General features: G+C 37.0%; 15 protein-coding genes. All 15 read left to right on the top strand.

Annotated features, from left to right (window positions below; all coding sequences use genetic code 11):
* Positions 1-163 precede the first annotated feature (163 nt).
* The 15 genes from NKG37_RS04315 (at position 164) to atpG (ending at position 15,414) form a co-directional block, all read left to right on the top strand.
* Positions 164-1,204 (top strand): L-threonylcarbamoyladenylate synthase, encoded by a 1,041-nt coding sequence (locus NKG37_RS04315; protein ID WP_016204780.1) that lies wholly within the window; start codon positions 164-166, stop codon positions 1,202-1,204.
* 303 nt (positions 1,205-1,507) lie between these two features.
* Positions 1,508-2,062, top strand: a complete 555-nt coding sequence (locus NKG37_RS04310) for a manganese efflux pump MntP (protein ID WP_016204781.1) — start codon at positions 1,508-1,510, stop codon at positions 2,060-2,062.
* 272 nt (positions 2,063-2,334) lie between these two features.
* Positions 2,335-2,784 carry a low molecular weight protein arginine phosphatase gene (locus NKG37_RS04305; RefSeq protein ID WP_016204782.1) on the top strand — a complete coding sequence of 150 codons (450 nt, stop codon included), beginning with the start codon at positions 2,335-2,337 and terminating at the stop codon, positions 2,782-2,784.
* A gap of 30 nt (positions 2,785-2,814) precedes the next feature.
* The gene (locus tag NKG37_RS04300) at positions 2,815-4,116 is read left to right on the top strand and encodes a methyl-accepting chemotaxis protein (RefSeq protein WP_254415861.1); all 1,302 of its coding nucleotides are present in this window, start codon (positions 2,815-2,817) and stop codon (positions 4,114-4,116) included.
* An 80-nt stretch (positions 4,117-4,196) separates the two neighbouring features.
* On the top strand, positions 4,197-4,769 hold the full coding sequence (locus NKG37_RS04295; RefSeq protein WP_016204784.1) for a TIGR01440 family protein: 573 nt from the start codon (positions 4,197-4,199) through the stop codon (positions 4,767-4,769).
* Positions 4,770-5,264: 495 nt separating this feature from the next.
* A complete protein-coding gene (gene glyA, locus NKG37_RS04290) occupies positions 5,265-6,506 on the top strand; it encodes a serine hydroxymethyltransferase (RefSeq protein WP_101729852.1) in 1,242 nt (413 codons plus the stop codon).
* Between the two features lie 387 nt (positions 6,507-6,893).
* A complete protein-coding gene (gene upp / locus NKG37_RS04285; protein ID WP_016204787.1) occupies positions 6,894-7,523 on the top strand; it encodes a uracil phosphoribosyltransferase in 630 nt (209 codons plus the stop codon).
* A 260-nt stretch (positions 7,524-7,783) separates the two neighbouring features.
* Complete coding sequence (locus NKG37_RS04280; RefSeq protein WP_235678878.1) at positions 7,784-9,991, top strand: S8 family serine peptidase; 2,208 nt, start codon at positions 7,784-7,786, stop codon at positions 9,989-9,991.
* 323 nt (positions 9,992-10,314) lie between these two features.
* Complete coding sequence (locus tag NKG37_RS04275) at positions 10,315-10,710, top strand: ATP synthase subunit I (RefSeq protein WP_016204789.1); 396 nt, start codon at positions 10,315-10,317, stop codon at positions 10,708-10,710.
* 2 nt (positions 10,711-10,712) lie between these two features.
* Positions 10,713-11,426 carry a F0F1 ATP synthase subunit A gene (atpB, locus tag NKG37_RS04270; RefSeq protein WP_016204790.1) on the top strand — a complete coding sequence of 238 codons (714 nt, stop codon included), beginning with the start codon at positions 10,713-10,715 and terminating at the stop codon, positions 11,424-11,426.
* Between the two features lie 66 nt (positions 11,427-11,492).
* Complete coding sequence (gene atpE / locus NKG37_RS04265) at positions 11,493-11,699, top strand: F0F1 ATP synthase subunit C (RefSeq protein ID WP_016204791.1); 207 nt, start codon at positions 11,493-11,495, stop codon at positions 11,697-11,699.
* Positions 11,700-11,933: 234 nt separating this feature from the next.
* Positions 11,934-12,452: a F0F1 ATP synthase subunit B gene (locus NKG37_RS04260; protein WP_224427359.1), complete on the top strand. Its 519-nt coding sequence runs from the start codon at positions 11,934-11,936 to the stop codon at positions 12,450-12,452.
* Entirely contained in the window at positions 12,449-12,985 is a 537-nt protein-coding gene (locus tag NKG37_RS04255) for a F0F1 ATP synthase subunit delta (RefSeq protein WP_016204793.1), read from the top strand. The genes NKG37_RS04260 and NKG37_RS04255 overlap by 4 nt, the downstream gene beginning before the upstream one ends.
* Before the next feature lie 26 nt (positions 12,986-13,011).
* Positions 13,012-14,520 carry a F0F1 ATP synthase subunit alpha gene (atpA, locus tag NKG37_RS04250; protein WP_016204794.1) on the top strand — a complete coding sequence of 503 codons (1,509 nt, stop codon included), beginning with the start codon at positions 13,012-13,014 and terminating at the stop codon, positions 14,518-14,520.
* Between the two features lie 33 nt (positions 14,521-14,553).
* Complete coding sequence (atpG, locus tag NKG37_RS04245; protein WP_016204795.1) at positions 14,554-15,414, top strand: ATP synthase F1 subunit gamma; 861 nt, start codon at positions 14,554-14,556, stop codon at positions 15,412-15,414.
* Positions 15,415-15,482 lie beyond the last annotated feature (68 nt).

The raw sequence follows: 15,482 nt of genomic DNA, 5'->3' as shown, positions 1-15,482 counted from the left end.
CCACTTTTTGGGGTTATTTATTCACAATTTGTGGACAAGTCAAATTTTTGTCCCCATTTTTTGAGAGACTTGTCCTTTTCGGCAAATGGTGGTATTGTCGAAAAATGAGGAATTAGAGGCGATTTTAAGAAAGAAATATTAGAATGGAAAAAGGTGGATTTAAATGAAGACAAATTATTGGTCAGTGGATAAAAATGTGGATAAGAAAGAAAGTTATTCACAAATAGAACAAGCTGCTGATCTTTTAAAAAGAAATGAGGTCGTTGCGTTCCCGACAGAAACAGTATATGGCCTAGGTGGAAATGCAAAAGAAGATGCCGCCATCACGAAAATATTTGCTGCAAAAGGAAGACCTTCTGATAATCCGCTTATCATACATATTGCGAAACTAGAACAATTAGATGAATTAGTAGAAAAAGTGCCAACAACAGCCCGAAAATTGATGGAGGCATTTTGGCCGGGACCTCTAACAGTTATTTTTGAAAAGAAAAAGGGAGCCTTATCAGAGGTTGCCACTGCTGGTTTATCCACCGTAGGCATCCGAATGCCAAATCATCCAGTTGCTTTACAACTTATTGAACAATCAGGCTTACCAATCGCTGCGCCAAGCGCTAATCGTTCTGGAAAGCCAAGTCCTACAAAAGCGATTCATGTAAAAGAGGATCTTGATTCCCGTATTGCCGGGATTGTAGACGGGGGTCCAACAGGTGTAGGGGTAGAATCGACGGTTGTAGACTGTACGGGTGATAAGGTAGTAATTCTCCGTCCTGGGGGTATCACGAAAGAACAACTGGAAAGTGTTGTGGGAGAAGTCAAAATCGATCAAGCTCTGATTAATAAGGAAATCAAGCCAAAATCGCCAGGGATGAAGTACACCCATTATGCTCCAAATGCACCATTATTTTTAGTGGAAGGCACAAAGGAAAAAATTCAATTATTAATTGCAGAAGAAAAGCAAAAAGGACATACAGTGGGTGTTCTTACTACAGAAGAAAATAAAGCATTTTATCAAGCTGACTATGTTTATGCTTGTGGACAACGAACAGATTTATCCACAGTAGCTACAGACTTATATGATGGCTTACGAAGCTTTGATCATCATCAAGTAGATATTATTTTTGGTGAGATGTTTCCAACAGAAGGTGTTGGACAGGCAATTATGAACAGATTAATGAAAGCAGCTTCTCATCAGGTAATAAGATAGTCTTTTAAGATAAGAAAGTGAAAGTATTCTTTTAGACTGTCTTTTATAAGAATGTTGTTTTTTCAATAGGAGAAAAAATAAGTTAGAAAAATAGAGCAGCCGGAATACATGTAAACTTCTATAAGATTGGAGATCCCGCAAAGCTCGCGGTTCGCCCTGTGGAAAGCGAAATGTATTCAAGTTACGGATAACTAGCAACGAACTTTACAAAAATAGCCTCTCTTAAAATATTTGCAGATTCTTACTTCTAAATAAACTTGGACGTGCATAATCTCTAATTAGCAAGTCCAAGGGGGCCAAAAAATGTCTGCAATTGTGGGAGAACTATTTACACTTATTTTAATGGCATTTGCTTTAGGTATGGATGCATTTTCTGTTGGGCTAGGCATGGGGATGTTTCAACTAAGATTAAAGCAAATAGCAAAAATCGGCTTTGTAATCGGAATCTTTCATGTAATAATGCCTCTGCTCGGGATGATTACAGGGAAACTCCTTTCGGAAAATTTTAGTGAAATAGCCGGATATATAGGTGGAGCATTACTTGTGCTACTAGGGATTCAAATGATTTGGAATGGATTTAAAGAAGTAGAAACAAGCCGAATTACACCGGTTGGTTTTGGATTGCTTTTATTTGCGGTCAGTGTAAGTTTGGACAGCTTCTCCGTTGGCTTGAGCCTTGGGATTTATCAAGCAAGAACGGCAATTGTTCTATTAAGTTTTGGCATAAGTGCGATGGTAATGACATGGCTAGGCTTACTGATTGGCAGAAAGGTAAAAGGCTGGTTAGGTTCCTATGGAGAAATGCTAGGAGGAGGAATCCTTCTTATTTTTGGAATTAAGCTGCTTATTAGTTTATAGTTGCGTAAGTATAGGAGAAGTGGTTTTCATCAAAGGGATGGAATCCGCTTTTTAAGTTGGTTTCAGCGCTCCTAGAATGTTGGTAATAGAATCGATCATAATGAAGCAAATTAACTTAATAAATAGTTACAGATTATTAACAATACATAAACACTAAAAATGTACTAGTTTTAACCGATAATAAACCAGTATTTGCTTTGTTTTCTTTGTATGTTAAATAGGAATTTTAGGTAAATTGGTCTATAATAGAAGCATATAAAGGAGGATAAAAGATGATTCGCGTATTGTTTGTTTGTACAGGTAACACGTGCAGAAGTCCGATGGCAGAGGCTATTTTAAAGCAAAAATTTGCTTCTGAAGTGGAGGTTAAATCAGCTGGAGTCTATGCGATAAATGGTGGTGCCGCTTCTTTTCAAGCGCAGGAGGTTCTTTCTGAACAGGGAATCGAGCATAATCATTCTTCCGCTATGGTAACAAAAGAGCTAATAGACTGGGCGACTTATATATTTACCATGACAAAGGGGCATAAAAATATACTCGTATCAGCGTATCCATCCTCAATAGAGAAAACGTTTACGATAAAGGAATTTGCAGAGGATGATCCAAATGGGGATGTAAGTGATCCTTTTGGCGGATCTGTTTCTATGTATCGAGAAACCTATCAGGAATTAGAAAAATTGATAGATAAAGCAATGGGGAAAATAACAAAGAGTGAATGGTAAAGTGTCTTTTATTTACAAGGGGGATAAAAAGTGGGAACAAAGGTGCATTACAAGTTTAGCTTAAGAAAAAAATTAGCGTTATTTATTACAATTCTAGCGATTATTACCTATTCAACAAGTGCTTTTTGTATGTATATCGTTTATCCAGCTATTGAAAGTAAACTGGCTATTAATTCCGTAATTTTTAATATTGTCACCTTATTATTAGGGGTATTTTGGTCTGGGTTTTTAGCTTTTTTAGCGGTAGGTCTTATTATTAAGCCGTTAAAGCGACTGGAACAAAGCGCATTAAAAGCTGCACATGGAGATATTAGTCAAGATGTGGAAGTATCGAAATCTGATGATGAAATAAAGTCCTTAGGTCTAGCTTTTAATCATATGCTTTATAATTTACGGGAAATGGTTCAAAGTATTGAAAATAATTTTAACAAGACAAATAAAACAGTAAAAATGATTTCTAGTGAATCAGATAATGCATTAGAGCAGACCTTAGCTATTTCTAGCTCAGTAGGAGAAATTGCTGGGGGAGCGGAGGTTTCTGCACAAAGTGTACAAGCTTCTGCGGAATCTGTGGAAGAGTCAATGAATATCGCTCTTACAGTAGAAGAAAAAGCGAATATGTCAAAAATGATTTCAGAGCAAATGACAGAAAAATTGGTGCAGACAAATAAAGTTGTTCATTCATTAGTAGATGGTATGAAAGACTTGGCAGTGGAGAATACGAATTCCCTAAAGTCTGTGCAGAATTTAGAAGTTCATTCAAAGGAAATCGAAGAAGTCTTAAAGCTTGTTGGAGAAATTGCGTCACAAACAAATTTATTGGCGTTAAATGCTTCCATCGAAGCAGCTCGAGCAGGAGAACATGGTGCCGGCTTTAGTGTAGTTGCCGAAGAAGTAAGAAGGTTGGCAGATGAAAGTGGAAAAGCGGTAGAAGGAATTGCCGAGATAATTCGCAATATGCAAACCGAAGTTAAAAATGTCGTCGTGCAAATTACAAAGCAAGTAGAGAATGCCCAAGAAAAAGCGAAAACTGGGGAGAAAACAAATTTAATTTTCAACGAGATGAATGAAACAACAACTAAGATGGCTTATGCAACGGCTGATATTACGGAATTGATTCATAAGCAAAAACAACAGATTTATGAAACAACACAGCAATCCCAAGAAGTAGCTGCAATTGCAGAAGAAACAGCAGCGGGGGCACAGCAGGTAACTAATATTGCTGAAAATCAAACCGCGCTTATTCGGAAGGTGGATAGTTTGGCTTTAGAATTACAAGCGCATGCAGAAGAGTTACAACAGACAATTTGTCGCTTCCAAATTAAAGAATAGTTTGCTTGTACTTGCAATATCTTTGTGCAATGATGGTTATAGTAAAAGAAATGTAGGTAACTTGAAGAGGGGTGTTTTATATGAACGAGGAAACACTTAAGCTAAAGGAGCAGTTACAAACGATTCTAACCGAATATCAAGAACAGGCACAACTTAAAGAGCAGCAACTGTTTGTGATTGGCTGCAGTACAAGTGAAGTGATTGGACAAAAAATTGGGACTGCGGGAACCGTCGATGTCGCTTCGTTAATTTTCGAAGAATGTCAAAAATATCAACAGCAATCAGGAGTTTCCCTTGCTTTTCAGTGCTGTGAACATTTAAATCGTGCATTAGTAGTAGAAAGAAAAGAGCTACTTGCAAGAAACTTACAGGAAGTATCTGTTGTTCCTGTGCGTCATGCGGGCGGAGCAATGGCCACATTTGCTTTCGGAAAGATGGAAGATCCGGTTGTTGTAGAGTTTATTCAGGCGGATGGTGGAATAGATATTGGTGATACCTTTATTGGAATGCACTTGAAGCATGTTGCTGTACCAATTAGAACAACGCTGAAGCAATTGGGAAATGCCCATGTCACACTAGCGAAATCCCGCCCTAAATTAATTGGCGGACCAAGAGCTGTTTACGAAAAAACAAAAGAAAATCTTTCTTGTTAATTGAAAGCCAATGAAATTCCTTAATACTCTTTAGGAATCTCATTGGTTTTTTGTTTTTGTGCTGTCATTGGATTTGAGGATATCCTAGTGAATGATTGTTGATGAAGGAAGGGGATGAAAGCCAGAAATGAGAAGAGAGAGAGGGAAAATGGTGTTCATCAAAGGGATGAAAGCCGAAAATCCTCTCCCCTCCCTCACAATTTCTCTGGTACTATCGTTAAATAATAATTCTCTCCCAGAAAAACCATCCAACCACAATAAAAAAATATAATTTTAACGCAGGTTCATTTTATTGAAATAGTAGCAAAATAAATATTTTCGTATATTTTTAAATGAAATAACGAAAAGTGGCTGAAAAAACTTTAAAAAACCGAACGAATAACATATGGATCACTTAATAATTCGTGAATTACCCCTTTCCTTTTAAAATATATACATGATAGAATAGAGGCAGATTTACGGTGGAAAAGAGAGAATAGTCGGGAGGATATACATATGAAGCATTTAGCAGAGCAAGATGAACTTGTTTTTAAAGCAATACAGCAAGAATTAGGTCGACAAAGAGCGAAGATTGAATTGATTGCGTCAGAAAACTTTGTTAGTGAAGCGGTAATGGAAGCGCAAGGATCTGTATTGACAAATAAATATGCCGAGGGCTATCCTGCTAAACGTTATTACGGCGGATGTGAATATGTAGATATTGTGGAAGATATTGCTCGCGATCGTGCAAAAGAAATCTTCGGTGCTGAACACGTGAATGTACAGCCTCACTCAGGTGCACAAGCAAACATGGCAGTTTATTTTACTATTTTAGAGCATGGCGATACAGTGTTAGGAATGAATTTGTCTCACGGTGGTCATTTAACACACGGAAGCCCTGTTAACTTTAGTGGTGTTCAATATAATTTCGTAGAGTATGGTGTAGATAAAGAAACACATTATATTAATTACGAAGATGTGCGAGAAAAAGCAGTGGCCCATAAACCAAAATTAATCGTGGCTGGAGCAAGTGCTTATCCACGTGAAATCGATTTCGCTAAGTTCCGTGAGATTGCCGATGAAGTTGGAGCATATTTAATGGTGGATATGGCTCATATTGCAGGATTAGTTGCTGCAGGTCTACATCAAAATCCAGTTCCTTATGCTGACTTTGTCACAACAACAACACATAAAACATTGCGTGGACCTCGTGGTGGAATGATTCTTTGTAAAGAGGAATTTGCCAAGAAAATTGATAAATCAATCTTCCCTGGAATTCAAGGTGGCCCGTTAATGCATGTAATTGCGGCAAAAGCAGTGGCATTTGGAGAAGTGCTTCAAGCAGATTTCAAAGACTATGCTGGAAATATTATTGCAAATGCAAAGAGATTAGCAAGCGGTCTTCAAAAAGAAGGATTAAACTTAGTATCAAATGGAACTGATAATCATTTATTATTAGTTGACCTTCAATCATTAGGTTTATCTGGAAAAGTAGCAGAACATGTATTAGATGAAGTGGGAATCACTGTAAATAAAAATACTATTCCATACGATCCAGCAAGTCCGTTTGTTACAAGTGGAATCCGCATTGGAACAGCAGCAGTAACATCCCGTGGCTTCAGTGTAGAAGATATGGATGAAATAGCATCTATTATCGGTTTTACACTTAAAAACCATGAAGATGCTGAGAAGTTAGCGGAAGCTGCTAAAAGGGTAACGGCATTAACTAGTAAATTCGAATTGTACAAACAATTATAATGCGAAGAGGACAATCAAAGGCGCAGAGCTAATTATGATTGTCCTCTTTTTAATTCCACTCTTAACGGACAGTAAGACTCCCACCTCAAGATTACAAGTATACGAGGAAGATAGGTGGGAGATCAACACTGTCCGTAAAGGTTCGATTGGTTCAACTAACCATCAGTAGGCGAGGAAGTAAAACCGTCCACTAATGGAAGTTTTACTTTATAAGTCCGGTTTTTTGTCGTTTTTCGGAAAAACTATCATAGAATTTTCAAATTTAGAAATGGATTTCAGTTGATTCGTTAATACTTTTTCTGTAGAATAAATAGAAGTGTGTTAACGAAGTATCCTGTCGAAAAATGAGGATATTTATACTATTAATGAAGGAACGGAGTGAATTTTGTGGCAAAAGTATATGTATTTGATCACCCATTAATTCAGCATAAACTTACATACATCAGAGAAACGCAAACAGGTACTAAAGAATTTAGAGAGTTAGTAGACGAAGTAGCAACATTAATGGCTTTTGAGATTACGCGTGATATGCCATTAGAAGAAATTGAAATTGAAACACCAGTTGCTAAGACAAAATCAAACGTGCTTTCAGGTAAAAAACTAGGTATCGTTCCTATCTTGCGTGCTGGTATCGGGATGGTTGACGGGGTTCTTAAACTAATCCCTGCCGCAAAAGTCGGACATATTGGATTATATCGTGATCCTAAAACCTTAAAACCGGTAGAATATTATGTGAAGTTACCTTCAGATGTAGAAGAAAGAGACTTTATTGTAGTCGATCCAATGCTTGCTACTGGTGGTTCTGCAATTGAAGCGATTCACTCTTTAAAAAACAGAGGCGGAAAAAACATTAAATTTATGTGCTTAATCGCAGCTCCTGAAGGGGTAGAAGCATTAAAAGAAGCACATCCAGATGTAGATATCTATATTGCAGCACTTGATGAAAAATTAAATGAAAAAGGTTATATTGTGCCAGGTCTTGGAGATGCAGGAGACAGATTGTTTGGTACGAAATAATAGTTTTTACACAATAAAATGCTCAGGGCAAATAGCCATGAGCATTTTTTAATCTATCGTCTAAAAATTAATATAGATAAATGGCAAAGATATAGTGGTTTCTTTTGTTTATGAAAAAGTGATCAATAAACATAAAATATTCACATTTGTATGTGTGATAAAAGTCACACTTGAATAATTCCAATCTCTAATGTCAAATACATAAAATAACAACTTGCGGTCAAAATAAAAAGCATAATGATTTGCAGGGGGCGATTGGTATGCTAAAAAAAATGCTTAGAATATTCCTCTTACTTCTATTGTTAGTACCTCATTCGGCCATGGCAGTATCCTTAAACATTCCAAAGCTTCCCGCACAAGATCCAAATGAGATTCAAACCGTTATAGTACATACAAAAACGAATTATACCGAACAGGAAATTGACCAACTTTTAAAGGACTTTCCTCATTTAGAAAAAAGATATATTTTTAAGGAAGTGTTTAGTGGTTTTTCTGTAGAAGGACCAGTGCGTGAACTAGAAAAAATAGAACGAAGTGAACGAGTGAGTCAAGTTTCAAAAGTTCAAACCTATATGACAGAAGCGGAAAATCCGGTTGAAATTATCGGAGCAGATGAAATAAGAAATTACTTAGGGAAATCCCTTGAACATTTAAGCGGGAAAGGAATCAAAGTAGGGGTAATAGATACTGGAATAGATTATCGACATCCTGATTTGCAAAAGAATTATAAGGGTGGCTATGATTTTGTTGATAAGGACAAGGACCCGATGGAAACGAACGGGTTAGGAAATAAGGACACTTTTCATGGTACCCATGTTGCGGGAATTATTGCAGCCGATGGAAAAATGAAAGGAGTTGCTCCGAATGCTACTGTTTATGCGTATAGAGCACTAGGTCCTGGTGGGGCTGGAACAACGGAGCAAATTTTAGCAGCGATTGATAGGGCTGTCCGAGATAAGATGGATATCATTAACTTGTCATTAGGTAGTGACGTGAATGGTCCTGATTTGCCAATTAGTCTTGCTCTAAACGAAGTGGTGAAGAAGGGGATAATTGCAGTTGCGGCGGCAGGAAACGCTGGTCCCGCAGAATGGACAGTGGGCTCTCCTGGAACAGCCACTAAGGCTATTTCCGTTGGAGCTACTACGCCAAACATAAATACTCCTTTTTTTACAATAAATGAAAAAAAAATAGCCCTAACAAATATGGAGAATAGTAAGGAATGGGCGGAAATGGGATCCATTCCATTAGTGAATGGTGGGTTAGGCAAGATGGATCAATTAACAAATGTAAAAGGGAAACTCGTGTTAATAGAAAGAGGGGAACTGACGTTTACGGAAAAAGTTCAGAATGCCTATGAAGCTGGAGCTGTTGGCGTATTAATATTCAACAATGTGGCAGGGGCATTTCAAGGGATGTTAGAAAAGGAAGTGCCGATACCAGTAGCAGGAATTACAAGGGAAGAGGGAGAATTTATAAAGGAGTCTGTTCAAAAGAAAAAAATATATTTAACAATAGAAAAAAAGTGGGAAAAAGATATACTAGCAGAGTTTAGCTCGAGAGGACCTGTTACTAGTACATGGGATATCAAACCAGATGTTCTTGCGCCTGGGGTTGTGATAAATAGCACAGTACCTGAAGGATATATGGCGTTGCAAGGAACTAGTATGGCGGCTCCTTTTGTTGCTGGAGCATGTGCTTTATTGTTAGAAGCTCATCCAGACTGGGGTCCAGATGAAGTGAAAGCAGCTTTAATGAATACGGCAAAACCAGTCAAAAATAGACAAAATGTGACATATAAAGTGTATGAACAGGGAGCTGGCCGAATTCAAGTGGATAAAGCGATAGATGCAAATATTCTAGTTATGCCAGGAAGCATTCGCTTTGGTAAATATAAATTAGTAAAAGAAGAAAACCAATATAAAGCATATATTACGATAAAAAATGTCGGTAAAACGATGGAGAAAGTATCCTTTGATTTTCCAAAAGGAAAGCGAGGGGTTAGTTGGAGATTGCCTATGCCGTTTACATTGAAACCAGGGCAAAAGAAAAATGTCCCAATTATAATGAATATTGATGATAACCTTTTCACTGATAAACTGCAAGATGGTATAATTAAGGTAAGAGCTGGTAGACATTTAATTGAGTTGCCATATTTATATGTATTGGAAGAGCCGGATTATCCACGAATTATGGGTTTTGATTTTCTAAAAAAATCTGGAGATGACAGCTATGAATATGAGACTTATTTACCGACTGGGGCAGAAGAATTTGGAATCGCTCTTTTTAGGAATGATACTTTGCAATTTGTGCGGTTTTTAGATTGGAAAAAAGAAGTAAAGAGAGGTAGATTAAAAGGTGAATTTAATATAACGAATATGGACAAAGCGGGTACCTATCGAATGAAAATTTTTGCGAAGAAAGCCGGGAAAGAGGACATGCTTGAAAAAATATTAAAAATAAAATAAGCTATAAGAAAGAGATTGTTAAATGGTGAGCAATGAATTTTTTTTTTGTATTTAAATGCATTGACATTGACAATACCCTATTGTATGCTTACAAGGGGTATGAATAGGTTTTCACCCGCGGAGTATCAAGATTTTAACACAGATATAGTGTTAATAGTGTTAAGGGGCGGACGAAAAGAATGTTATATTTATCTTCAAAACTGGAGGGTAAATAGGAACGCAAAATGCCCGAAAATGATACAAAAGGAATGTGCTTTTTCTCTGCTTCGCTTTATTTTTCGCGGGTTTAGAGTGTTGCCCTGAAAATAAAGGAGGATAGAGAATTGGAACAATTATTTGAGATATATATGAGGGTCAAAAAATACCTTTATTTCTTTTTATCATTTTGTGCATTTGCTTGGGCGCTCACCCCCTATCAATCTGTTTTTCTTGGTTTATTCGTTGGGACAAGTGCCAGTGTATTCAATCTCACCTTACTGGTTAGAAGAGCAAAGGTATTTGATAAAGCCATTGAAGATGAAGGGAAAGTTTATGGTTTAGGAACGATTTCCCGAATGGCTACAGCAGTAATAGTTTGCTTAATTGCCGTAGAATATCCACAAAAAGTTCACTTAATAAGTGTTGTAATTGGATTGATGACAGCTTATATTGTCATTATGGCAGATTATTTAGTGCGTTATTTTATTTTACATAAGAATGGTGAGAAAAGAGGTGAGTAATATTGCATCATGAAGCACCAATTTATAAACACTTTGGACTATATTTTAACTATTCCAATGTTTTAATGATTGTTGTATCAAGTTTAATAGTTTTCTTAATTGCGTTTTTTCTCACTCGAAATCTTCAAATGAAGCCAACTGGCCGACAAAATTTGATGGAGTGGATTATGGACTTTGTCCGTAATATTATTAAAAATAACATGGATTGGAAAGATGGCGGAAGATTCCACGTATTAGGAATCACTCTTCTTATGTACATCTTTATTTCCAATATGTTAGGTTTACCTTTTGCTATTACAGTAGACCATCAGCTTTGGTGGAAATCACCAACTGCCGATCCTGCGGTAACCCTCACATTAGCAATCATGGTAGTCGGTTTAACTCATTACTACGGTGTCAAAATGCGTGGTACAAAAGGATACTTTAAGGAGTATGTTCAACCGGTAGGGTTTTTATTACCATTAAAAGTAGTGGAGGAATTTTCTAATACGCTCACACTTGGTCTTCGTTTATACGGAAACATTTTTGCGGGTGAGGTTCTACTAAACTTACTAGTAAATGGTTTAGCAAAAACAAATGTTTTAGGTACAATCGCAGCCTTCCCATTAACAATGGTATGGCAAGGATTCTCCATTTTTATTGGTAGTATCCAAGCATTTATTTTCACCTTATTAACAATGGTTTACATGGCTCATAAAGTAAGTCAAGACCATTAATATATATACCCAGTTCAGAAATTGGACAAACTTTATAATAATTACAATTTAGGGAGGATTTTAATAATGGGTTCATTAGCAGCAGCAATAGCAATTGGTTTAGCAGCACTAGGTGCAGGTTTAGGTAACGGTTTAATCGTTTCTCGTACAGTAGAAGGGATTGCTCGTCAACCAGAAGCAAGAGGTATGCTTCAATCAACAATGTTCATCGGGGTTGCATTCGTAGAGGCGATTCCTATCATGGCGGTTGTTATCGCATTTATGGTTCTTTAATAGAATAAGAATAATAATTATTCCTTAGTTATGGCGAAGATCATTCGATAAGAACCTTCGCCATTCCTTTATTTAAAACCAACAATTCACAAAAAAAGTACGCTCAAATGAGTATGTTAATAGCTAAAAATTGTTCCTATTATTTTATAAATAAGCATATTCACCTTTTTTCCATAAGCGAATAAAGGTTTCCTGTATGTTATAAAAACATTACCTGAAAGGAGTGAATCAAGCGTGTTCACAAATGGATTAGTAATAGGTGCCGCAATGAATTTCGCGGGCGGTGATGTAATCGTTCAATTAGTATCATTCTTATTATTGTTGTGGGCAATTAAAAAATTCGCATGGGGTCCTTTAATGAAAATGATGAAGGATCGTGAGGAATTTGTTGCAAATGAAATAGATAATGCAGAGAAAAGTAGACATGAAGCTGCAAAGCTATTAGAAGAACAAAGAGCGTTATTGAAAGAAGCACGTAATGACGCACAAGAGTTAATTGATAGAGCAAAACAGCAGGCTGACGCTCAACGAGAAACGATCATTGACGATGCTAGAAAAGATGCAGACCGTATTAAAAATTCTGCTCTAGTAGAAATCGAACAGCAAAAAGAAAAAGCTGTTGCTACGATTCGCGATCAGGTTTCTTCTCTTTCTGTTTTAATCGCTTCTAAAGTGATCGAAAAAGAATTAAATGAGCAAGACCAAGAAAAGTTAATTCATGATTACATTCAAGAGGTAGGCGAGAAACGATGATGGATACAGGTGTTGCAAAGCGTTATGCTTTAGCCCTTTTCCAAATCGCCAAAGAAAACGGACAGATCGATCAGTTGGATGAAGAAGTGCGAGTAGTGAGAACACTAGTAACCTCTTCACCTGAAATTCATACATTTCTCCAATCTCCTAATATTTCATTAGAAAAGAAAAAAGAAATGGTGAAAGTAGCATTTGCTTCTGCAAGCGAGTATATTCAAAACCTTTTAATGCTATTGATTGATCGCCATCGGGAAGAGATGATTACTAGTATATGTGATCAATTTATAGCACTAGTTAATGAAGCAAAAGGGATTGCAGATGCAAAAGTATATTCAATCAAACCGTTAACAGACGATGAGAAAAGAGCTATTTCAGCTACATTCGCTGCAAAAGTTGGGAAAATATCGCTAAATATTGAAAATATCATTGATTCTAACCTATTAGGTGGAATTAAGGTAAGAATCGGTAATCAAATATATGATGGTAGTCTTCAAGGGAAGCTAAACCGTCTACAACGACAATTATTAGGATAGTAATTCTTTAGATAGGGGTGAAACGCATGAGCATCAAAGCGGAAGAAATCAGTGCTCTTATAAAAAAGCAAATTGAAAGTTACCAATCGGAAGTTCAAGTAAGCGAAGTTGGTACAGTAATTAATATTGGTGATGGTATTGCTCGTGTACATGGCCTAGATAACTGTATGGCTGGAGAACTTGTTGAATTTTCTAATGGGGTAATGGGCTTAGCACAAAACCTAGAAGAAAGTAATGTAGGTATCATTATTCTTGGTCCTTACACAGATATTCGTGAAGGCGATGAAGTTCGTCGTACTGGAAGAATCATGGAAGTTCCAGTAGGGGATGCGCTAATCGGACGCGTAGTAAACCCTCTAGGTCAACCAGTAGATGGACTTGGTGCAATTAATACAACAAAAACACGTCCAATCGAATTTTTAGCACCTGGCGTTATGGATCGTAAATCCGTAAGTGAGCCACTTCAAACAGGGATTAAAGCAATTGACGCACTAGTGCCAATCGGTCGTGGTCAACGTGAATTAATTATCGGTGACCGTCAAACAGGTAAAACATCTGTTGCGATCGACACAATTCTTAACCAAGCGGACCAAGATATGGTATGTATCTATGTAGCAATCGGACAAAAAGAATCTACCGTACGTAACGCTGTTGAAACACTTCGTAAAAATGGTGCATTAGAATACACAATCGTTGTAACAGCATCTGCTTCTCAACCAGCGCCACTACTATACTTAGCTCCATATGCAGGTGTAGCAATGGGTGAAGAGTTTATGTATGAAGGCAAACACGTTTTAATCGTATATGATGATTTAACAAAACAAGCATCTGCTTATCGCGAATTGTCTCTATTACTACGTCGTCCTCCAGGTCGTGAAGCTTATCCAGGGGATGTTTTCTACTTGCATTCTCGTCTACTTGAGCGTGCTGCAAAATTAAGTGATGCAAAAGGTGGAGGATCTATTACTGCTCTTCCATTTATTGAAACGCAAGCTGGAGACGTTTCTGCTTATATTCCAACAAATGTAATTTCGATTACAGATGGACAAATTTTCTTACAATCTGATCTATTCTTCTCTGGGGTGCGTCCAGCAATAAATGCCGGTTTATCCGTTTCTCGTGTTGGTGGTTCTGCGCAAATCAAGGCAATGAAAAAGGTTGCGGGAACATTACGTCTTGACCTTGCATCATTCCGTGAGCTTGAATCATTTGCTCAATTTGGTTCTGATTTAGATAAAGCGACACAAGATAAATTAAATCGTGGTGCTCGTACAGTAGAGGTATTGAAACAAGATCTTAATAGACCGTTAAAAGTTGAAAAACAAGTTGCGATTCTATATGCACTAACACGTGGTCATTTAGATGATATTCCTGTTGTGGATATTAGACGTTTCGAAGAAGAATTCTTAAATTGGCTAGATCACAATCATACAAATGTGGTGGAACATATTGTTACGACAAAAGATCTTCCATCTGATGATGAGATGAAAGCAGCAATTAATGATTTCAAAAAAACGTTTGTAGCTTCTGAATAAGAAGGCAAACTTAAAGATTGGTGGTGAGAATCTTTGGCATCTTTACGTGATATAAAAGCTCGTATTGACTCAACAAAAAAGACTAGTCAGATTACAAAAGCCATGCAAATGGTGTATTCGGCTAAAATGAACAGAGCGGTTATTAATGTTAAAGCATTTATTCCGTATATGTCTAAAATGGAAGAAGTGACACATTCTGTCGCACTGGGAAGCTCAGGCGTTAGCCATCCAATGCTTCAATCACGTCCTGTGAAAAAAACATGTTATCTTGTTATTACTTCAGAACGTGGATTGGCGGGAGCCTACAACAGTAACGTACTTAGAAAATTGAATCAAACGATAAATGAGCGGCATCAATCTAAAGATGAGTATGCCATTATTGTTATTGGAAGAATAGGGAGAGACTTCCTATTAAAACAAGGACATAATGTCATTTTGGATGTTGTTGGTATACCAGATTTACCAGATTTCCTAGATATTAAAGATGTAACAAGCAAAGCTGTAGGCATGTTTGATGATGGTACTTTCGATGAACTTTATGTTTATTACAGTCATTATGTAAGTGCTATTCAACAGGATGTAGTAGAGAAGAAGGTTCTTCCGTTAACAGAAATGGATGCTACGAATACTACATTAACATCTTATGAGTTCGAACCATCAGCAGAAGAAATTCTCGATGTTCTATTACCACAATATGCAGAGAGTCTACTATACGGTGCTTTACTAGATAGTAAAGCAAGTGAGCATTCTGCACGTATGACAGCGATGAAAAATTCTACTGATAATGCGAAAGAATTAATAGGTAATCTAAGTTTACAATATAACCGTGCAAGACAAGCAGCTATTACACAAGAAATTACGGAAATCGTTGGTGGAGCTGCAGCCTTAGAATAATGAGATAAATAAGTTCTGCTAGACTTTAAAGTTTTAGCAGAGCCTGCTTTAAGAAAGTTTAGGAGGGA

Origin of the sequence: Niallia sp. RD1 (assembly GCF_024219955.1) — a bacterium.
GTDB lineage: Bacteria > Bacillota > Bacilli > Bacillales > Cytobacillaceae > Niallia > Niallia alba.
Note: the sequence above shows the minus strand (reverse complement) of the source record. Positions and strands in the feature narration are given on the sequence as shown.